The following is a 21,899-nucleotide window of genomic DNA, read 5'->3' as shown; positions in this document are numbered from 1 at the left end:
ACCCTGAGTGAATGCTTTAAAAAAAGAAGATATCCAAACGGATATCTTCTTTTTTATTCAGTAAGGTATTGATTTTATTCAACAGATTGATGTTGAACGGTAAAATGAAAAGATGTCCCTTCTCCTTCCTTCGAATCGAAATGGATATCACCACCAAGCAGTCGTACCAGACTTTTAGAAATGGATAATCCTAATCCGGTTCCGGAAAGGTTCCGGATATTGTTGTCTTTCGCCTGCCGGAAACGTTCGAAAATGATCCCTTGTTTGTTTTCTGGGATACCGATACCGGTATCCGAAACTGTAAAATGGATGTACCCGTCATCGGGAATATCACATGTTACTTTAATGTGTCCTTTATCAATAAATTTAATGGCATTATCCAGTAAATTATCCAGGATTTGCCGCAAAATTATTGTATCTGTTAGAATGACAGGTAGTTGTGGTGTTTTGTGGCAGATGAACTTCACCTCATTTTTTTTTCTGATTTGTAATTCTTCTTTATAGAAAACGTCAAGTTCATCTAGAAAAATGTTCAAATCACAAAATGTTAAAGAAATATCCACCTGATTCGAGTCGATTTTTGATAATTCAATGATATCGTCAATCAATTTGAGCAGTAAATCACAATTATCTTTAATGATACCTGAGTATTGCTTGCCTTCTTCGGAGCTATGTTCTTCTACAATTAACTGGGAAAAACCAATGATCGCATTCATGGGTGTACGGATCTCATGCGACATATTGGCCAGGAATGCAGATTTTAACCTGTCTGATTCTTCGGCTTTATTTTTTGCTTCTATTAAGTCCAATTCCATTTTTTTCCGCTGGGTAATATCGATTCCTGTAACGATATGGGCCATTCGCCCATCAATCCATTGAAAATTCAGGGCATTTTGCTGCAACCAGATATTGTTACCCGGATTGTAGTGTTCATAAGCCACCACATCGTGTGACCTGTCGTTTTGTAATTCTTCAGGAATTTCTCCATAAATATCATTGATGGAAGAATGAACAATGCTGTTGTGTATGGTCTTTCTTACTCTCTGGTTGGCAAACAATAATTCATTATTGACGACATCCGTTACATAGATATGCAGGGGTGTATTGTCTAAAACCGTAATCATTGACATAAGGGCATTTTCTTTGCTTATTTCGGTTTTTAATTTCTGCAGGGAGTTGGACAATATTTGTGCAAATCCTTTAAGAAGAGATATTTCATCATCCGTCCATTGCCGTTTAAAGCTGCATTCACTGATGCTGATACATCCTTTCAGGATACCGTCCATATACAAGGGTATGAAAAGGATAGAACAGATCCCCTGTACCATTAGTGTTTCATTGAGTGGAGGAGATGCCTTCTCTACATCGTACACGCAAAAAGATTGTCCGGATTTCAGTGATTGGAATAGAAAGCGGTATGTATCATATGAATGGCGTTTAAATTTGTCGATTTGAGGTTCAATACCTGTATTGCACCACTCATAGCTGTAGGTCCAATACATCATATCATTGCTTATTTCATGCACTGATACTCTGCTCACATTGGTATAACGACCGATCTCACCTAATGCTTTCTGGATATTCTGACCCATATTTTTTGCTTTCTGAAGAGGAGTCAAAATCCTGTTTAATAATTCCTGTCGTTCCAGGTTCCGGGCAATATAGCGTTGAGCAGCCAGTTCAGAAGCTGCGGCTTTCTGCTTTTGAAGGGCGCTTGACAATATTTGGGAGAAACTAAGGAAAAGGCTTTCCTCGTCATGTTTCCATTCCCGTTTTCCGCAAACAGAAAAAGAAACCATTCCGAAAATACCCCCATCTACAAATAATGGGATCAATAATGTTGATTCGATCTTCCGTCTTTTTAAGAGGAGTACTACATCTTTACTGACCCGGTTAAAATTAGTGATGTGGATGATCTCATTTTCCCAGAAACGATCTATGGTCACTTCCTCGGATATGATTCCATCTTCAATCATGAATGTTTTTGATACAATAGATATATCATTTTCACTCCAGTCAAACAGGCATTTCATGATTTTCAGATCATCAGCGAACTCATATACTGATATACAGGCTATATTCAGAAATTTTCCGAATTGATTGATTGCATTTTGTATCACAGGGTCAATCACTTCAGTCCTTTGTAGGGGTATTAATATGTTATTTAACAGGCGATGGCGTAACAGGCTTCTTTCCATACGTCTTTGAGTTTCTACTTGCTTAGTAATATCGGTATGGGTAACCACCAGTCCGTTTACATAAGGATCATACAGCATGTTAACAATAGCGGCTTTTACTTCGGCAATTTCGCCATTGGATTTATAAAACCGGTATCTACATTCGGGTAATTCATTACATGTTTGTACATAGTTAATGTATTGGTTGACCGTTTGATTGTCTTCCGGATGTATATATTTAAAAATGGATTGATTAATGATATCATCCGTTTCATACCCGATTATGCTGCGGCAGGAAGGTGTAACATACGAAATGATACCGTTTGCATCCATGACAAGAACCATATCCTGAAGTTTGCTGACAATGGTTTTTAAGCGATGTTCGCTGAATTCTAATGCCTCGCGATATGCCATCTGCTCCGTAACATCCATAACAAATCCGTCGTTGACCAATATGTGGTTGTTTTGGGGATGTGTAATGCCGGATACATGATACCAGTTATGTTCCCGGTTATTTTCGCCAAGGAATGCAGTTGAAATAAAATCAATTGATTTGATATTATCTATTTCAGCTAATTTGTTCAAGCTATCCGGGGGCATCCGCTCAAATAAGATGTAGGGATCTTTCATTACACTTTCCCGATCCAAGCCTGTTATTTTTGTAAATCCTTTACTGAGGTAGGTAAATTTTATTTCTGATGTTTCTGTATTTTTTTCGAAACGGAATATGAATCCATTAGGGAAATTATCACTAAGCGTCCGTAGTTTTTGTTCATTTTCATATAAGGCCTGGGATTTTTTACGGACCAGTGCTTCCAATTCTTCATTATAATCCTTTACTTCCTGTTGATAAAAATATATTTCCGTCTTGTCCTGTAATATTGCGCCTATATATTTTTCTTCATCCACAACAACCGGGAAAAGGATTGTATGGATATAACGGGGCGTCCCGGAATGTGTGATCCGGAAATTATATTCTTCATGGAAAATATCATTTTTTTTACTTTTAATAATATCTTCTATCATTATTTTGTAATGATCCTTATAATCATCATATTGCCTGGGATTAGCCAATGTTGTTTGTGCTATATCCCAAAGATATTTTCCGATGCATTGTTTCTTGTTCAAGGAAAGAAATGTCTCTGCATTTTTATTACATCGTTGAATCTTTCCTGTTTTATCAAGAAGCAAAATGCCTTCGCGGGATTGTTCAAAGAAAGCTGTGAAGATCATCCTGTTTTCTTTTAAATCACTAATGGCCTTATTTTTTTCTGCTATTTGTTTTTCTAATTCTTTATTTGCAGAGGTATATTTTTCATGCACTGTATCCGGTTTCCGGATATTATTTTCCTGCAGACAGGCACAATTTTGCTGTATTTCTGAAGTGATATTTTTTGTTACGATACAAATGAGTTCTTCATTGTTGTCTTTTATCATAAAATAATCAATACACCTTTGTGTAGATGTCTTGTTATTTTGAGTGATTTGGTGAAGCTTGCGGCTTTTTTGTTGGGCTGCATTATATAATAAGGTCATTTTCTCCTCGTTTTCCGGATGTGGGATCATATCTTCCGTAAGATTTAACTCTTCATATTTATCCCAGAATGAATTTCCGATCATTTTTTCATGTCCGGTATGAGAATCACGTCTGGTCGAACTAACGTCTACAATATCTCCAGACATATCAATAGCTATAACACTGTTCGAAATGTTTGAAATGATTTGTTTGTATCTTGAATTGATTTTGGATAATCTGTCTACCTCGCTTCGTAATTTAGCGTTTTCTGTTCGAAGTCTTTTGGTACCCAATATTGCAAAATCGGATCTACTGTTATCCTTTTTCTTCATAGCAGAATGATTTATGGAAAATGTTACAATAAAATAATGGTATTGAAATTACTTCCTTATCAGGACAGGTTGATTCGTTTCTGTTTATATTTAAATTTAATGATTGTGTCAACTTCAAAAATAGAACAATATTTTTAATTTTTGGTAAATGATTATAAAATGGTTAATTTATTGATGTTTTTGGATAAAAAAGGTTTTACTTTTTTTGTCGTTTTTTAAAATATGCTATTATTTTAATTATCAATTAATTGTGCATTGTGTTATCAATGAGTAATTTGTGTTCTTTTCTGTGACTTTTCCTTTATGCAAATATAATTATTTTTTTGAATTTCACATACATATCAAAATGTAATATGAAATTGAGGAACAATTTTTGTATTCAATTTTTAGCGGAAGAGATGAATATTTTTGAATTTCTGGAAATTTTATCCAATGTTTTTCCCTTATTTTGTATGAAATATGTATTATGAGGATTGATAAAGAAAAAAGTATCGGATTGATCGTTGATGTTCAGGAGCGTTTGATTCCGGTGATACATGATCATGAGAAAATAATCCGGAACATACAGATTCTGGTACGTGGTTTGAAGATTTTGGGAGTACCATTGTTGTGGATGGAACAATATCGAAAGGGGTTGGGTGAAACAGTCGAATCTTTGCGAAAATTACTGGATCCGGTACATCCTATCGAAAAGGTATGTTTCAGTTGCTGTGATCATCCTGCTTTTATGGAAAATTTAGCATTGAATAATAAGCAGTATGTGATCATGGCTGGTGTGGAGTCACATATTTGTGTGATGCAGACGGCTATTGACCTGATATATTCAGGTTATACACCTGTAATTATCGAGGACTGTATATCGTCCCGTACTCCGGAGAACAGACGTATCGGGATCAAACGCATGCGTGATGAAGGTGCGGTAACCGGCAGCGTTGAATCTATCCTTTTTGAATTGTGCCGGGAAGCGGGGACCGATACATTTAAAGAAATATCAAAACTGGTGAAATAACCGGATGATTATATAATTGAATAGAATGTCAAGATTTTTACTTTTTATACGTACGCATACTTATGTTATATTGTTGTATATCATAAGTGTTGTTGTTATTTGTTTATTGTTTCCCAGGGAAGGAAAATATCCGTATGAATTTCAGAAGGGAAAGATATGGGGGCACAAAGATCTGTATGCGCCGTTTGATGTACCTATTCTAAAATCGGAATCTGAAATAGCCACGGAAACAGATAGTATTCTTCGTTCCTTTGCTGAATATTATAATTATCGTCCTGAGATTGCCGAACAACAGAAATCAGCTTACCAAAAAGTATTTAATACACATTGGGAAAATGGTCATTTAAATACTTACAAGAAAAAATACCTGTACGAAAAAGGATTATCCTTACTGGATTCTGTGTATAAGACCGGAATTTTTCAAGGCGATCAGCCTTCTTCGGATAACTTATCCAAACAGGTGATGATCATCAGAAACAATGTCGGAGAAGAAATGAATCGAAGTGATGTATTTACTCCGAAAACGGCTTATAGTTTAATTATAAGTCAATTGGACCTGATGGAGCATGAAGAGGAACGGAATTTTCTGAAAGGTCTTGATTTGAATGAATTTCTCCAGCCCAATGTTTTTTATAATGCAGAAATTACCAATACTGCCAAATCTGAAAGTATAAAAAAGATATCTCCTACAAAAGGAGTGATACCCACTAATCGTAAAATAATTGCTAATGGAGAGATCGTCAATGATGAAAAGTTCATTCAGTTGACTTCATTAAAGTATGAATTTGAACATAAGGTAGGCACATCCGGTAATTTCAGCCAGATACTTGTAGGGCAGATATCCGTCATTACGCTTTGTTTTATGCTGGTATACATTTACCTGATGTTTTTCCGTAAGGATATATTCCGGAGTACATTGCGGACAGGTTTTCTCCTGCTGATGATGGTTATGTTTGTCGGGATATCCTGTTTGGTGGTGCGTAATGGATATTTCAGCTTGTATAATCTTCCTTTTATATTGATACCTATTATTATATGTACTTTTTTCGATGCCCGTACGGCAACGTTTATTTTCATGGTATCCACATTATTGATCGGCTTTTTGGCACCTAACGGGTTTGAATTTATTTTCCTGAATTTTATTGCAGGAATTGTCGGAATAGTCAATGTGCAAGCCATTTATCGTCGGGGAACACTCTTTAGGGCTGTTCTTTGGATTATCGCCACCTATTCTGTTACGTATACAGCATTGATCATGATGCAAGGCATTAAATTTTCACAAATCGAATGGATGAATTATGTCCGTTTCGGAATAAGTGGGGCATTGTTATTTGTCGCCTACCCGAGTATATTTATTTTCGAGAAGATATTCGGGTTTATATCTGATATTACGTTGATGGAACTATCGGATACTAACCAGCCTTTATTGCGTAAATTATCAGAAGTTGCTCCCGGCACGTTCCAGCATTCATTACAGGTGGCGAATATTTCAGAAGAAGTCATACAGAAGATAGGAGGAAATCCTTTGTTGATGCGTACCGGGGCCTTATATCACGATATAGGGAAGATATCCCGTCCGGCATATTTCATTGAAAACCAATCCGGAGGAAGAAATCCCCATGAGGACATCAGTCCGGAAAATAGTGCACAAATCATTATTGAACATGTATCCAATGGAGTGGAGATTGCCAAGAAGAACAGGATCCCGCAGCATATCATTAATTTTATCCGCACCCATCATGGTACCACTACAGTCCGTTTCTTTTATCATCAATACCAAAAGCAACATCCCGACCAGAAAATAGACCGGTCTAAATTTACTTATCCGGGACCTATCCCTTTTTCAAAAGAAATGGTCATATTGATGATGTGTGATTCTATTGAAGCAGCTTCCCGGAGCTTAAAGGAAATCAACCAGGCAAGCATCAGCGACCTGGTTGACAATATCGTTAACTATCAGGTTCTGGAGGATCAATATAATGACGCCAATATTACTTACAGGGAGATCAACACAGCCAAGCAGATCATCAAAAACCGGCTGATGAATATCTATCATGTCCGGATCGAATATCCCAAAGACTAAATCGATACTATTTTAGATATTTTATTCAGATGAGCTGTTCGTAGATTGCAGATTTGCGAATAAAAATAGATATTGCACTTCTCCCGCAGATAAAAATGCTGCATTTATTTCACCTGTAACGAATGCAGGTGTTTGTATATTCCTTTTTCAATACGGATCAATTCATCATGTGTACCTTGCTCGACAATGCGCCCGTTATCGAGTACACAGATACAGTCTGCATGCTTGATCGTAGATAACCTATGTGCAATGACAACGGAAGTCCGGTTGGCCATTAATTTTGTCAATGCATCCTGTACCAAGCGTTCAGATTCAGTATCCAGTGCGGAAGTCGCTTCGTCAAGAATGAGAATAGGAGGATTTTTCAAAACTGCGCGGGCAATAGCCAGACGTTGGCGCTGTCCTCCGGATAACCGCATGCCTCTATCTCCGATATTGGTATAATATCCGTTCTCAAGTAAGACGATGAATTCATCGGCATTGGCTATTTTTGCTGCTGTTATTACCTGTTCTTCGCTTACATTTCCCATCCCGAAAGCAATATTGGCAAACACGGTATCATTAAAAAGGATCGGTTCCTGCGTGACAATTCCCATCAAACCAACCAGGTCATCAAGTTTATAATCTTTAATGTTCACATTGTCGATACATAGTTCTCCTAATGTGACATCATAGAATCGGGGTATAAGGTCGGCAATCGTTGATTTTCCCGCACCCGAATGTCCCACTAATGCATACATCTTTCCTTTAGGGATGGTGAGATTAATACTATGTAGTACAGGTTCGGAAGCGTATTGGAAAGTAACATCCCGAAAAGCAATATTTTCCCGAAAAGCACTGATCGCTAAAGGATGTTCCGATTCTGTTATTTTATTTTTTTGGTCCAGAATAGCAAAAATACGTTGGCCGGAAGCCATCCCCCTTTGTATATTACCATAAGAATTTGCTAAATTTTTAGCAGGAGCAAGAAGACTGTAATAAATGGCCAGATAAGACACAAAATCCTCCAAACCCATGTTCATTTTACCGTTGATCATCATGTAACCGGCATAAAAAATGATACAACAAACAATAGCTACTCCTAAAAACTCGGACAAGGGGTTTGCCAGTTCAATCCTATTCATAACCCGCTTATTAACTCTCCGATGTTTATTATTGGTTTCATCAAACTTGTTAGTGATATATTTTTCTGCATTAAAAGCCTTAATAATTTTAATTCCGGATATGGTTTCTTCAAAAATACTGAGAATCCGCCCTACTAATTCCTGCCCTTCTTTTGCATGGGTTTTAAGTTTCTTTACCAGCCGGCCAACAAAAAAAGAGGCTACAGGCAGTGCTATTAAAGTGAACAAAGTGAGTTGAGGAGAGAGATAGAATAAAACCCCCATAGCGACAATTATAGATAAGGGTTCACGGAAAACTACCTGGAAAGAATTTACGACAGATCCCTGTACCTCTGCTACATCATTAGAAATACTTGATAAAATATCTCCTTTTTGTTTGTCATGAAAGTAACCGACATTGAAATGACATATTTTATCAAATATAGCTTTACGTATATTTCGGATTACATTTACACGAAGTGATGTTAAAGTTCTTTGGGAAAGATAACGGAATGTATTGGCAATCAATGAAGCAAAAAGTAGTATGGAAATAACAAAAACCAAAGACCCCATACTTCCATGTTCAACAGTATAAACAGTAAGATAGTAATTGTACATATCTTTACAATAAGTTATCAAATCTTCTGTCATTTCCGGTTTTACCAAATCCAAGTCCGAGTGTCCATTAAAAATTACTTTTAGAGCTGGTGCTATCAATACATAATTGATAGTTCCCATTAAGGATCCAATAATGGTAAACAAAGCATACTTAGGCCAATACCTGCCATAAGGTTTGGCAAAACTTAACAGGCGAAGAAAATCTTTCATTAAATTATACTATTGAAATAAAGGCGTAAAAGTAAACATTTCCCTGATATTTTATACTTACTGATCAATGGTCAGGTCAATCATCCGGTTGATCGCTTTCTGGCATACAGGACAAAAATCGGCATGGTTGGTACGCATCCGGCAATTGATCATCGGACGGTATATACCTTTTGACAGGTATCCGCCTCCTTCATATACACCGGGCTTATCTTTATTTTCTTTTATGTCAGGAGTCGGGATCTGAATTCCCGGAGGCAACATATCTTTCCATTTTGAACTGAAATCGACCAATGTAGTGATGTTCGGTTCCCAAGGCTCGTTTTTCAGGTTATAAAAATCATTGTAGGCCACCTCTGCCGAAAAATATTCGTCGGCCAATCCGGCAAAACTATGGCCGAATTCATGGACGAACACAGGTTCGCTTAACGCATGGTCTGAAGTGCTGAGTCCATAATAATTATAAATGCCACCTCCTCCGTATACATTGGAATTAACCATTACATAAACCGCATCGCAGGAAACATTCCAGATACGGTCCCGTATGGCAGATAGATCGGGAGCAGTCAAATAACGGTCAATACCAAATGTATAGAAGTGAGCATTCAGTGTCGTATTTTTCCAGATGTTTTGTCCGGGAATATCCACACCGGATTCTTCAGACGGGCATTCCACTGCCCATATATTAAAGTCCTTTTTGCGTGTGGAATAGGGTGGTGTTTGAAAGAGATAATCAGAAAAACGGATCACATCTTTCCTGAATTTATCCATTTCTTCTTTCGTATATCCTTCTGCAACAAATACCAGATCGACTTTTCGGGCGCTTTCTCCATTGTTGAGAATAGGGGTTATGGGATATGAAGGCCGCTTTTCCCGGTTGATGTACATACTGTTAGGATCAACCCCTGTTTCGAATAAAGGAATGAATAAACCCGTTTGAAAATTTCTTTCCAGTATTTCCAGACGTATTTTATTCTTAGGGTAAGGAAACAAAATTACCTGATTATAAGAGCGGTTTATCGTTTTGGCTTCATCTGTGGTTCGCCATTCCTGGAAAAGGGAATTAAATCCCCTCTGGAAGATCAACTTTCCGGAAGCTTCATCATATATCCGGTAACAATATTCTCCATATCCGGGATGATCGGTAAGATGAGTAAACGGTCCTCCCCACAGCGGTTCCTCCCTGAAACAATTGATATATATATGTTGTTGTTCCGCATTTCCAGCCAGGTAAAAATCGAACCGGAGCGTTTTCGGCTCAAAAAAGTCTTTATATTCCGTTTGTCCGGAGAGTATCGAGAAATGGAAAACGATAAGAAAGGCAACCGGGATGAGATTTTTAGGAAATAACATTTTATATATCAGTTTTAAAACAGATTAATGAGCTTCCAGCCAATTATAACCTTCACCCATTTCCACTGTAAGCGGAATGGATAAAGGATAAGCGTTCTCCATTTCTTTACGGACAATTTCTTTCACTTGCTGAAGTTCTGACTTCAGCACATCAAAAACCAATTCATCATGTACCTGCAAAATCATTTTTGATTTCAGTTGGGATTGCTCAAAGGCATCATATATACGGATCATTGCTAATTTAATGATATCTGCTGCAGAGCCTTGTAGCGGGGCATTAATTGCATTGCGTTCGGCCATTCACCTTACTACGGCATTTGCAGACCGGATGTCGGGAATATAACGGCGTCGCCCCATCAACGTTTCTACATAGCCTTGCTCCTTGGCCTTGTTGATCGCATTATTCATATAGTTCCGCACTTCTTTATATGCATCAAAATACCCGGAAATTAAATCCTGTGCTTCTGTTCTTGGTATATTGAGCCTTTGGGAAAGTCCGAAAACCGAGATGCCGTAGATGATGCCAAAATTAGCCGTTTTGGCTTTGCGCCGCATGTCGGAGTTTACTTCAGCAACCGGGATCCCGTATATTTTTGCAGCGGTAGCTGCATGGATATCTTCGTTGTTCCGGAAAGCATCGAGCATATTAGGGTCATTACTCATGTGGGCCATTAATCTCAGTTCAATCTGGGAATAATCCGCCGAAAGTAATAAATGATCTTCATCACTGGGTATAAAAGCTTTTCTGATCTCTCGTCCCCTTTCTTCCCGGATAGGGATATTCTGAAGATTAGGATCCGTGGAACTGAGCCTTCCGGTAGAGGTTACAGCCTGGTTAAACGATGTGTGTATTTTTCCGGTATGCGGGTTAATAAGTTTGGGCAGTGCTTCGACATAGGTGGACAATAATTTTTTTAGCCCTCTGTATTCCAATATCTTTGAAACGATCGGATGTTTGCCGGTTAAACTGGACAAAACTTCTTCACTTGTGGAAAATTGTTTCGTTTTGGTTTTTTTGGTCCGGTCACCGTCGTTAATGTTTAGTTTGACAAATAACACATCGCCCAACTGTTTCGGAGATGCAATATTGAAACGGGTATCGGCCAGTTGATATATTTCTTCTTCCAGTTTTTCAGCATCTGCATTCAGTATCTGTGCCAGTTCGTCCATTGCCGATACGTCGATTTTTACTCCGGTTGCTTCCATGCAAGCAAGTACGCGGGCCAATGGCATTTCGACTGTTTGCGCCAGTTCCTCCATGCCTGATTGTCGAAGTTGTATTTCGAGTTTTTCTTTTAGCTGCAATGCGATATCTGCATCTTCAGCTGCATACGATGCAATTTTTTCCAGAGGCACATCGATCATGTTCATCTGGTTTTTCCCACTTTTACCAATCAGTGTTTCTATTTCCACAGGGGAATAATCCAGGTACTTTTCCGAAAGATAATTCAAATTATGCCGTTGTTCCGGCTGGATGAGGTAATGGGCTAACATGGTATCGAACAATGCTCCTTTTGTATCTACTCCATATTGCTTCAGAACCAACATGTCGAATTTCAGGTTTTGCCCGATTTTGCGTATTTCAGGATTTTCGAATAATTCCCTGAACTCAGCAATAATTTCTGATGATTCATCCTGAGGTACAGGTACATACCATGCGCTATGCGGTTTTACGGAAAATGATATTCCCACCAGTTTATTGTTAAAGGTTTCTAACCCCGTTGTCTCCGTGTCGAAACAGAATTCTTGCCGTGTATGTAAAATACGTATCAATAACTGCCTTTTTTCCTGGTTGTCGGCAATATGGTATTCATGTTCTACAGTGTCGATATTCTGATAGATACGTTCCTCGGGAGGGGTATCAGCTGTACCGGCGGTGGGAGTGGCCGAATCGAAAAGACTTAATTGTTGTGGTTGGGAGGATGTTTTCGGACTAATCTTATCTTCTAACCTGCTCAGAAAAGTCCGGAAGTTGAATTCTTTGAATAATTCCTTTAGCCGGGAAATATCCGGTGTTTTGATGGCATAATTTTCTTCCGAGAAAGTAATGGGAACATCTGTGCTTATTGTTACAAGGGTCTTGGATAAGAGTAAATCGTCTTTATGCTCGATAATTTTATCCTTGTTGGCTCCTTTTATATGGTCGATGTTTTCCAGCAGGTTTTCCACAGTTCCGAATTCATCTATTAACTTGGTTGCCCCTACTTCACCTATTCCTTTCACTCCAGGGATGTTATCCGATTTGTCACCCATAATAGCCAATACCTCAATGAATTGTATCGGCTCTTTTACTTTGTAGACCTCACGTACTTTTGCCGTGTCGAGTATTTCAGCCCCTTTTCCTGATCGTGCCGGCTTATACATATATATATGTTCATCTACTAATTGGGCATAGTCCTTGTCCGGGGTCATCATATAAACGTCAAAACCTATGGATGCTGCATGTTTGGCAATTGTCCCTATCACATCGTCTGCTTCATATCCCGGACATTCAATGATGGGTATACGGTATGCTTCAATTAATTCCCGGATACGAGGAACGGATTTTACTATTTCTTCAGGAGTCTCTTCCCGTTGTGCTTTGTATTTCGGATATAATTCATGCCGGAATGTCGGGGTAGGAGGATCGAACGCGACAGCAATGTGCGTTGGCTTCTCCTTATTTAATACTTCTTCTAATGTATTGGTAAAACCAAAAATAGTGGATGTGTTAAATCCGGATGTATTAAACATAGGATTCCGGATCAGCGCATAGTATGATCGGTAGATTAAAGCATAAGCATCCAACAGGAATAATTTTTTGTCAGCCATAATAGGGTATTTTTGATAGGATACAAAAATAATCAAAAGTCGTTCCCCTCTGAAATTTAATTGAAGGGTGCTTATATGGAAATATTCAGAAGCGCTTATGAATGAGCATTACCCGGTAATACGATCTTATTAACATTATTTAGTTGATAAAATGTTCATCAAAAATGAAGAACATCTGAATTCAAAATCTATATTTGTATCATTAATATAATGATTTTATGATTCGGATAGGAATTGTTGGGACGGATGTATTAGCTCATTTGCACACCGCTGTTTTAATGACCAATAACAGTTACGAAATTGTAGGATGCTATGCGTTGGAGAACAGGGAATCAATGGTCTTTGCCAGGCAAAACCGTTTGGTATCTTATTCTTCTTTAGATGCACTTTTTAAATATACGGATGCTATTGACATTACGGATGATGTTCCTGAAATAATGTTCATTGCAGAAAGAGCATTGAAAGAAATGAAGCATGTGTACATTACTCATCCGCAAAATCTTTCCTTAGATGAAATACAATACCTGGTTAAACTGGCCAACGAATCCGGAGTCATATTGCAATTAGCTACGAGACATCGTTATTGCCCTGTATATAACCATGTTTCCGAGTTGGGGATTCCACGTGTTGTTGAAGTCAAACACCATATGAAGAGGAACAAAAGTGAGTTGTGTACACAGATAAAATCCGAGCTGGCTTATGATCTTGATTTTATTTTGGGAATCATGAATGCCAACATTGCGAAGATTGATGTGAAAACATGGTCTGTATCGGAAAGAAATCCGGATTTGCTCAATTGCCGTCTGGAGTGTGATAATGGCAGCTATATCAATATAATGATGCATACAATCCTGGATGGCGATCCCAAAATAGACTTTATGTTTAATTTTCCGGATGTGATCGTTCAGGCTGACATTTTTAAGCCCGTAATTGAAAAACAATATTGTGCATACGATGTAGTTGACCAGATAGAGATTGAAAACTACAATTCGAAGATGGTTTATAAACAGGATTTTGTCAACTTTGAAAAGGCTATTCTTGATGATCCTGATATGTTGTCTCAAATAGAACAACAACTACAGTGTTTTGCGGCAGCCGATGTTATTGTTGAACGTATCAGGCAGGTACAGACAATAAATACTTATTGATTTCATTCTGTTTTGAGAGATGATTTTGTAAATCAGGTATATCATTGCATTCGGCAATATAATTTACATATCATTGACCTTCCGTCTCATTTCCCCGGCTTATTAGGTAAAGTTTTATACCTTCCGGACCGGAAAATGTTATTTCATCTTATTCCCTTCCCGTTTGATAGCACACAGGTAAGTGTGGATTTTTTTCAGAAAAAATCCCTTGAGTTCCTGTTATTTGGGATTCAGGTTATACACTTGTGGCACGACCAATGGATCAGGAGTGAAGATATTGTACGTTCAAGGATCTCGGCTCTTTTAGGATTCAGTACCTGTATTCCGGCTCGTCGGACGAATGTTTTACGTATTGATAAGGAACAGATGAGTGGCTTTTTATCCCTTAACCACTTGCAGGGTGCGGTTACAGCCCGGTATGCTTATGGGCTTTTTTATCAGGACCAATTGTCAGCTGTGGCATCATTCAGTGCCGGCAGGCTTATGGATAGGGGAGGAGTTATTTACCGGTCTTTTGAACTATTACGTTATGCAAATATGCTCAATCATACGGTGGTAGGTGGACTTGGGAAATTAATAACCTGTTTTATCAGAAAACATTCTCCTGAAGATATCATGACTTATGCAGATCTGGATTGGGGTTCGGGTATGGGATATAAAAAGCTTAATTTTAAACAAACCGACATTACTCCTCCTCAAATCTTTTGGGTTGATCCTCAGGAACAGGTTCGTTGGTATCCGCATCGACTTCCTGAAAGTCTTATAAATGAATTTAAGGAACAAGACCAATCAATAACTATCGATGACTTTTTAACCAGAAAGGGATATACAAAGATATATAATGCAGGAAACCTGAAATTTCTTTTGCAGGTTCGTGATATGTCGGATCAGGGAGAATCCTCATAAAAATGATATCTTTGCAACCAGATGAATTGTTTTAACGCATAAACCGATCTTCGTGAGGCATACCGTTATATATATCGTACTGGTTTTGTTGTTTGTTGTATGTTTTGTTCTGGTATTGCTGGTGGGTAACATCCATATCCCTATAAAGAATATTTTTCAGATCTTATTTACGGGTGAAAGTGCTGTGGAGGAATGGGGAACCATTATCCGGGAATTTCGCCTACCCAAAGCCATCACGTCCGTATTGGCCGGAATATCATTGAGTGTTAGCGGTCTGCAGATGCAGACGGTATTCCGTAATCCTTTGGCAGGACCTTATGTGTTGGGGATCAGTGCCGGAGCAAGCCTTGGGGTTGCCATACTGGTGATGGGAGTTTCAGGGATGGCGATTTTCAGTAATACTGGTGTCGTGGGGAACTGGATGATCGTTATTGCTGCTTTTTTAGGAGCATCGGCTGTTTTATTCCTCATTTTTTCCGTATCACTTCGTATTAAGGATGTCATGACAATATTGATCCTTGGTATCATGTTTGGAAGTATTACCTCTTCATTGATCAATGTGTTACAATATTTTACCAATGAATCTTTGCTGAAATCATTTACCACATGGACCATGGGTAGTATTCATGGAGTAACTGTCTCCCAGTTGAAAGTACTGGTTCCATGTGTATTTATTGGAGTATTGGTGGCTCTGTTATCTGTGAAAAGTCTTAATGCAATGTTGCTGGGAGAAAATTATGCCCGTTCGTTAGGGGTAAATATCATCTCATCCCGGTTATTGATATTTTTCAGTACAGGTATACTGGCTGGAAGTGTAACCGCTTTTTGTGGCCCCATAGGTTTTGTCGGTATTGCCGTTCCCCATATTTGCAGGATGCTTTTCCGGACGGCAGACCAGCGGACACTACTTTTAGCCTGTATACTTGTTGGTTCCATCGTGATGATGATGTGTGACCTGATTGCATCATTCCCAGGCAAAGGCGTCGTATTACCGATCAATTCCGTTACGGCATTTATCGGTATTCCTATTATTATATGGATCATAGTCCGCAATCACAAAATGTCGTCTATGATATAATATACCTTATAATTAGGTATGAAGAATATTTCCTTACTTTTCTTTATTACTTTTTACTCATGCATAAATTATTTTCAATGGTATTACGTGAAGGCTTCGCCGTTGACGCCGCAAAAAGTAACCAAAAACGGCTTGACAATTACTCCCTTCAGTCGTGAGAACGCTATGCTAAGTTTTAACTCACTCCGCCTATCGGGTTATTCACTTTGTTCACGAGGGCTTCGCCGTTTGTTCAGACAGAACTTAGCGTTAGCGTTCTCACGCAACGAAGTAAGTAAAATTGTCGAATATGGTAGGCTTCACCTGTTAAACGGACTTCGTCCGCACCATAATTAACATCTATTTATAGATTTCTCTTAATACAACTAATCTATATAAACACTAATATCATAAAAAGAATTGCAGCAAAAAGAATCAGGTAGACACATGTACCGGTATTCCTTGTTTTTCCATACGTAATGCAATGTCTTTCAATGTTTGTTCGGATACTTTTTGCAGGCTTTGGGCCGGAGTGTCCCGGGCAATGGTATAGATCATCAACTGTCGGGGCTTGATCTCAAGGATGGTTTTTTCCCAGGCATCCAATTCTTCCTGTGTCGTATTGTCAACTTTTTTTCCTTCATACATGCCATGGACAAACATGGTCTGGATAACGCATGCTCCCTCAAATGACTTTAACTGATCGATCAGTTTTTTTATGGATATCTTTCCGGCAGGTTGATTCAGCAATTGTATCGTTGATTCAATAGCCGAATCCAGTTTCAATATCGGCATATCTGTTTTTTTTAATGCTTCAACGATCCTGTTCCGGTGCAACATTGTGGCATTAGTCAATACCGATATTTTTGATTCTGGAGCATAACGGTTGCGTAACGAAATGGTATCATCAATAATTTCAGGAAAATCCGGATGAATGGTCGGTTCTCCATTTCCGGCAAAGGTAATGGCATCCGGTAATTCTCCGGATGATTGCATTTCCGTCAGTTTTTTTTCCAGGGCAGAATAAACATCCTGCCTTTTGGGAAGATGTATCCCTGCTGGTCGTTTATCTGCATTCCATCCACATTCGCAGTAAATACAGTTGAAATTACAGTATTTGCTTTCAATGGGTAGTAAATTGATCCCCAATGATATTCCTAATCTTCGGCTATGTACCGGACCAAAAACAAGTTGGTCGAATAAAAAAGTAGACACGACTTAATTCAGAAATCAATCAGGCATTTTGAACAAAAAAAGCATGGTTGTCCTCAGGCATACTATTCTGATAGAACGAAGGACAGTTACAAGGGGCTGCCTTACGCCGCTTTTTATAGGGGCTGTGTGATCTACTGCAAGCCCCTAACAAGAAACTGAGAAGCAACAATACAGATATTGTCTTACCTAATTTTACCAAATTTATATATTTTCAGGATGATATTGTATCATCCGTTGGTTAAAAACTTTATCAAATTACACCCAACTCTTTCCCTATTTTGGCAAATGCAGCCAGTGCTTTGTCCAGATGAGCCCGGGTATGAGCGGCAGATAATTGTACCCTGATACGGGCTTGTTCTTTTGGAACAACAGGATAATAGAACCCTACCACATATATGCCTTCTTGCAATAATCGTTCCGCAAATTTTTGTGAAAGAGGCGCATCATAAAGCATGACAGCAACAATAGCCGATTGGCTTGGTTTGATATCAAACCCCAATTTTTGCATGGCAGACATGAAATACCGTGTATTTTCGACCAGATGATCATGTAATTCGGTGGAACCTTCCAAAAGATCAAAAGCAGCAATACCCGCCCCGGCAACCGAAGGTGGAATGGAGTTGGAGAACAGGTATGGACGTGAACGTTGTCGTAACATCTGGATAATTTCTTTCCGTCCGGTAGTAAATCCTCCGATTCCACCCCCTAAAGCTTTTCCCAGGGTACCGGTGATGATATCTACTTTTCCGCGAACATTGAACAATTCAGTGACACCACGTCCGGTTGAACCTACCACTCCTGCCGAATGACATTCATCGATCATGACCAGCGCATCATATTTTTCTGCCAGTGCACAGATTTTGTCCATTGGGGCGACATTACCGTCCATAGAAAATACTGCGTCAGTGACAATAATCCGGAAACGGTGTTTTTGGGCTTCTTTGAGCTGTGCTTCCAGATCAGCCATATCTGCATTGGCATAACGGTACCGGGCAGCCTTGCATAAACGTACTCCATCTATGATAGACGCATGATTCAGGGAGTCGGAAATAATGGCATCTTCTTCGGACAATAACGGTTCGAAAACACCTCCGTTGGCATCAAAGCACGCAGCATACAAGATGGTATCCTCCGTTCCGAAATATTGGGCAATCCGCTGCTCCAGCTCCTTATGGATGTCTTGTGTGCCGCAAATAAAACGAACCGAAGACATACCAAATCCATGACTATCAAGAGACTCATGGGCGGCTTTTATGATGGCCGGGTGGGATGAGAGTCCCAGGTAATTATTGGCGCAGAAATTCAAGACTTCCTGACCATTATCCAACTTGATCTCAACTCCCTGGGGAGTAACAATGATCCGTTCGTTTTTGTATAAGCCGGCTTGTTGAATATTTTCCAGCTCTTTGGTTAAATATTGTTGCAGTTTTCCGTACATAGCTTTACCGTTTTTGAATAATAAAATGCTAATGTAGCATTTATCGGTAAATCATAATATGAGATTTATCATAAAGGGAAGAAACAGTTATTTAAACAGGGAATCGACAAATTCATATTTATTGAATACCAGCAGATCATCCATTTTTTCACCTACTCCGATATATCTTACCGGAATTTTAAATTGATCGGATATGCCAAGTATTACTCCCCCTTTTGCAGTACCGTCTAATTTTGTTAATGCCAACGCAGAGACTTCTGTTGCCAGGGTAAACTGTTTGGCTTGTTCGAAAGCATTCTGTCCTGTGGATCCGTCCAATACCAGCAATACTTCATGAGGGGCATCCGGGATGACTTTTTGTATTACTTTCTTGATTTTTGAAAGCTCATTCATCAGGTTCACCTTATTGTGCAGGCGCCCGGCCGTATCAATGATCACTACATCAGCATTATTCGCTTTTGCCGAACTTACCGTATCATACGCTACCGATGCAGGATCGGATCCCATTTGTTGTTTGACAATATCTACCCCGACACGTTCCGACCAGATGGTAAGTTGATCTACTGCAGCAGCCCTGAACGTATCAGCAGCCCCCAGGCAGACTTTTTTACCTGCTTTTTTGAACTGGTATGCCAGTTTTCCGATAGTGGTGGTTTTACCTACCCCATTAACACCTACCACCATAATTACGTAGGGTTTGTTTGTGATCACAGATGCAAAATCATCGATATTTCCGGTATTGTTTTCCTCCAATAGAGCTGCGATTTCTTCCTTTAAAATAGTATTCAGTTCATTCGTATTCATTACTTTATCGCGTGCAACCCTATCCTCAATTCGTTTGATGATCTTTAATGTAGTTTCTACACCTACATCGGAAGTGATCAGTACTTCCTCAAGATTGTCAAGGACTTCGTCATCTACCTTAGATTTTCCTGCAACAGCACGTGTTAATTTCTGAAAAAGACTCTCTTTGGTTTTTTCAACTCCCTTGTCGAGGCTTTCTTTTTTTTCTTTTGAGAATAATCCGAAAAATGCCATATGGATAATAATTTAAGCACTTGAGTGAAAACAAATGCAAAGATAGTTTTTTTGTGTTCATGCACAAGTTAATACATGATATGATTCTTATCGCTCTGTATGGTGATCAGGAAATCAAGAAAATTTTATACACCTGTGATCATATAAAAAACTACAGGTAATTACCTGTAGTTTTTTATATTTTACGTTAATCACGAATGTCGGTTGTTTGGACTATTTAGTCCTGCAAAACAAATTTTTAAAACCGGGTAGAGGTATTTATTTTTCTACCTTTTAATGCCTCTGTGAGAGTTGTGTCATCGATTTTTTTGATCAGATAATTCCTGAAAATGCCAACAGCCGTCCGGGCTTGCTTTTTATCCAGGTTCACCTCATTTTGCAACTGTGTTATTAGTTCTTTCATGACAATTATTTATTTTGTATTTTCTGCTACATAGTAATATAACAATTTAAATGCCAAAAAGTTTATTAAAATGTGAATACAAAATATTATTTATTGATGACAGGTCCAAATAGATTTAACATGCTGGCAGGAAAACAATCAAATAATGATCAGTAGCAGGTAATAAGTTTTATTTTCATAAGCATAAAAAATGATGATTATTTATCTTTTAGAAATTTTTAATGTAAATAGAAAAAATATGGGTGTAAATAAAAATTTGGATATTTTTATGATTGAAAATAGTATTTATATTTGAATTTCAGGAACTATAATGCTTTTTGGAAGTTACGATTAAATAAAATATTATTGTATAAATTTTATACCTGATACCAAAAATGATATTATCCCGACGAATATTTTTGAAACAGTCAACCTACGGTGTACTGGCTTTATCCCTTTTACCATTTTCGTGCAATGAAAGACAACCGGAAGCATTTATCGACAGATTACTGCCGGCACCTGTCGGTGGTGGATTCTCCATGGATGACTATTGGATTTGGGGATCGTCTGTTGTGAAGGGTAATGATGGAAAGTACCACATGTTTGTTGATCGTTGGGCTAAAAACCTGGGATTTGGGGCCTGGGTGACCAATTCGGAAGTTGTACACGCCATATCCGATACCCCGGAAGGGCCTTATGTCTTTTCCGATGTAGCTTTACCTGCCCGTGGCGCTGGGTATTTTGATGGTTTGGTGACTCATAATCCCCGTATTGTCTTTTTTGAGGGACAGTACTATTTGTACTATTTCGGGACTACTTATGATTTTCCGGTTCCTACGCCCGGATGCAAATGGGAAGACGATTGGTTTGAAAAGGCCTGGATGAATAAACGAATCGGTGTGGCAAGTTCACAATCCCTTTATGGCCCGTGGAAACGTATGGATAAACCGGTGATCGAACCTCGTCCGGGGCATTGGGATGCCACTATAACAACAAATCCATCTCCTGTCATTAATCCTGAAACCGGAAAAATTTTACTGATCTATAAATCATCACAATTTAGTTCCAGACCACCTTTGTTATTGGGTGCAGCAGAAAGCGAACATCCCCAGGGTATATACCGCCGGTTGTCTGATGATCCTATTTTTCGTTTTGATACGGATGCTCAAAAGGATAATGATGTTGAAGATCCTTTTGTCTGGTGGGCAGACGGCCATTATGAACTGATCATGAAAGACCGTTTCGGTCATGTGTGCGGAGAAGAGGGAGGAGGAGTACATGCTGTTTCCCAAAATGGAATCGACTGGAAATTATCTGATCCGGTCAAGGCATATTCCCGGCATATATTATGGGATGATCACACGGTTACGGTACAGGCTAATTTTGAACGGCCTTTTTTATTGTTTGAGGATGAAAAACCTGCCTATTTATTCGCTGCAACCGGAGAGGGATCAAGCCCATGGAATTTTAAGAGAACCTGGAATATGGTCATTCCACTGAAATAAA

13 protein-coding genes and 1 pseudogene are annotated in these 21,899 nt (G+C 38.7%); 6 read left to right on the top strand and 8 right to left on the bottom strand.

From position 1 onward, the window contains the following. Positions 1 to 74 precede the first annotated feature (74 nt). On the bottom strand, positions 75 to 4,025 hold the full coding sequence (locus LBQ60_00580) for a PAS domain S-box protein (protein MDR2036396.1): 3,951 nt from the start codon (positions 4,023 to 4,025) through the stop codon (positions 75 to 77). A 466-nt stretch (positions 4,026 to 4,491) separates the two neighbouring features. Between LBQ60_00580 and LBQ60_00575 the strand changes: the two genes are divergently transcribed. Both LBQ60_00575 and LBQ60_00570 read left to right on the top strand, forming a co-directional pair. Continuing rightward, a complete protein-coding gene (locus tag LBQ60_00575) occupies positions 4,492 to 5,034 on the top strand; it encodes a hydrolase (protein ID MDR2036395.1) in 543 nt (180 codons plus the stop codon). Positions 5,035 to 5,059: 25 nt separating this feature from the next. Then, positions 5,060 to 7,117 (top strand): HDIG domain-containing protein, encoded by a 2,058-nt coding sequence (locus LBQ60_00570; GenBank protein ID MDR2036394.1) that lies wholly within the window; start codon positions 5,060 to 5,062, stop codon positions 7,115 to 7,117. A 104-nt stretch (positions 7,118 to 7,221) separates the two neighbouring features. Here the strand turns inward: LBQ60_00570 and LBQ60_00565 are convergent, their stop codons facing one another. The 3 genes and pseudogenes from LBQ60_00565 to polA form a co-directional block, all read right to left on the bottom strand. Beyond that, positions 7,222 to 9,048, bottom strand: coding sequence for an ABC transporter ATP-binding protein/permease (locus LBQ60_00565; protein ID MDR2036393.1), 1,827 nt, complete (start codon positions 9,046 to 9,048; stop codon positions 7,222 to 7,224). Between the two features lie 57 nt (positions 9,049 to 9,105). Continuing rightward, the gene (locus LBQ60_00560; protein ID MDR2036392.1) at positions 9,106 to 10,398 is read right to left on the bottom strand and encodes an IgA Peptidase M64; all 1,293 of its coding nucleotides are present in this window, start codon (positions 10,396 to 10,398) and stop codon (positions 9,106 to 9,108) included. A gap of 24 nt (positions 10,399 to 10,422) precedes the next feature. Then, positions 10,423 to 13,209, bottom strand: a pseudogene (polA, locus tag LBQ60_00555) (DNA polymerase I). A 218-nt stretch (positions 13,210 to 13,427) separates the two neighbouring features. Between polA and LBQ60_00550 the strand changes: the two are divergent. The 3 genes from LBQ60_00550 to LBQ60_00540 all read left to right on the top strand — a co-directional run bounded on the left by LBQ60_00550 (position 13,428) and on the right by LBQ60_00540 (position 16,341). Continuing rightward, positions 13,428 to 14,357 carry a Gfo/Idh/MocA family oxidoreductase gene (locus LBQ60_00550; GenBank protein ID MDR2036391.1) on the top strand — a complete coding sequence of 310 codons (930 nt, stop codon included), beginning with the start codon at positions 13,428 to 13,430 and terminating at the stop codon, positions 14,355 to 14,357. Between the two features lie 135 nt (positions 14,358 to 14,492). After that, a complete protein-coding gene (locus LBQ60_00545) occupies positions 14,493 to 15,263 on the top strand; it encodes a hypothetical protein (GenBank protein ID MDR2036390.1) in 771 nt (256 codons plus the stop codon). 46 nt (positions 15,264 to 15,309) lie between these two features. Beyond that, a complete protein-coding gene (locus LBQ60_00540) occupies positions 15,310 to 16,341 on the top strand; it encodes an iron ABC transporter permease (protein MDR2036389.1) in 1,032 nt (343 codons plus the stop codon). Positions 16,342 to 16,755: 414 nt separating this feature from the next. On the opposite strand, the gene LBQ60_00535 is transcribed toward LBQ60_00540, so the two are convergent. The 4 genes from LBQ60_00535 to LBQ60_00520 form a co-directional block, all read right to left on the bottom strand. Next, a complete protein-coding gene (locus tag LBQ60_00535) occupies positions 16,756 to 17,535 on the bottom strand; it encodes a radical SAM protein (protein MDR2036388.1) in 780 nt (259 codons plus the stop codon). A gap of 250 nt (positions 17,536 to 17,785) precedes the next feature. Then, positions 17,786 to 18,973: a glycine C-acetyltransferase gene (kbl, locus tag LBQ60_00530; GenBank protein ID MDR2036387.1), complete on the bottom strand. Its 1,188-nt coding sequence runs from the start codon at positions 18,971 to 18,973 to the stop codon at positions 17,786 to 17,788. 87 nt (positions 18,974 to 19,060) lie between these two features. Further along, positions 19,061 to 20,011: a signal recognition particle-docking protein FtsY gene (gene ftsY / locus LBQ60_00525; GenBank protein MDR2036386.1), complete on the bottom strand. Its 951-nt coding sequence runs from the start codon at positions 20,009 to 20,011 to the stop codon at positions 19,061 to 19,063. Between the two features lie 238 nt (positions 20,012 to 20,249). Further along, complete coding sequence (locus tag LBQ60_00520) at positions 20,250 to 20,414, bottom strand: hypothetical protein (protein MDR2036385.1); 165 nt, start codon at positions 20,412 to 20,414, stop codon at positions 20,250 to 20,252. Between the two features lie 398 nt (positions 20,415 to 20,812). Between LBQ60_00520 and LBQ60_00515 the strand changes: the two genes are divergently transcribed. Continuing rightward, entirely contained in the window at positions 20,813 to 21,898 is a 1,086-nt protein-coding gene (locus tag LBQ60_00515; GenBank protein MDR2036384.1) for a glycoside hydrolase family protein, read from the top strand. Position 21,899: the final 1 nt, after the last annotated feature.

This window comes from Bacteroidales bacterium, assembly GCA_031275285.1.
Taxonomy (GTDB): Bacteria; Bacteroidota; Bacteroidia; order Bacteroidales; family UBA4181; genus JAIRLS01.
This window is presented reverse-complemented; position numbering and strand designations above follow the sequence as displayed.

What these genes read in the sequence shown, in the direction of transcription:
- LBQ60_00580 (MDR2036396.1), bottom strand. Translation starts at nt 4,025, where the DNA reads ATGAAGAAAAAGGATAACAGTAGATCCGATTTTGCAATATTGGGTACC.
- LBQ60_00575 (MDR2036395.1), top strand. Translation starts at nt 4,492, where the DNA reads ATGAGGATTGATAAAGAAAAAAGTATCGGATTGATCGTTGATGTTCAG.
- LBQ60_00570 (MDR2036394.1), top strand. Translation starts at nt 5,060, where the DNA reads ATGTCAAGATTTTTACTTTTTATACGTACGCATACTTATGTTATATTG.
- LBQ60_00565 (MDR2036393.1), bottom strand. Translation starts at nt 9,048, where the DNA reads ATGAAAGATTTTCTTCGCCTGTTAAGTTTTGCCAAACCTTATGGCAGG.
- LBQ60_00560 (MDR2036392.1), bottom strand. Translation starts at nt 10,398, where the DNA reads ATGTTATTTCCTAAAAATCTCATCCCGGTTGCCTTTCTTATCGTTTTC.
- LBQ60_00550 (MDR2036391.1), top strand. Translation starts at nt 13,428, where the DNA reads ATGATTCGGATAGGAATTGTTGGGACGGATGTATTAGCTCATTTGCAC.
- LBQ60_00545 (MDR2036390.1), top strand. Translation starts at nt 14,493, where the DNA reads ATGTTATTTCATCTTATTCCCTTCCCGTTTGATAGCACACAGGTAAGT.
- kbl (MDR2036387.1), bottom strand. Translation starts at nt 18,973, where the DNA reads ATGTACGGAAAACTGCAACAATATTTAACCAAAGAGCTGGAAAATATT.
- ftsY (MDR2036386.1), bottom strand. Translation starts at nt 20,011, where the DNA reads ATGGCATTTTTCGGATTATTCTCAAAAGAAAAAAAAGAAAGCCTCGAC.
- LBQ60_00520 (MDR2036385.1), bottom strand. Translation starts at nt 20,414, where the DNA reads ATGAAAGAACTAATAACACAGTTGCAAAATGAGGTGAACCTGGATAAA.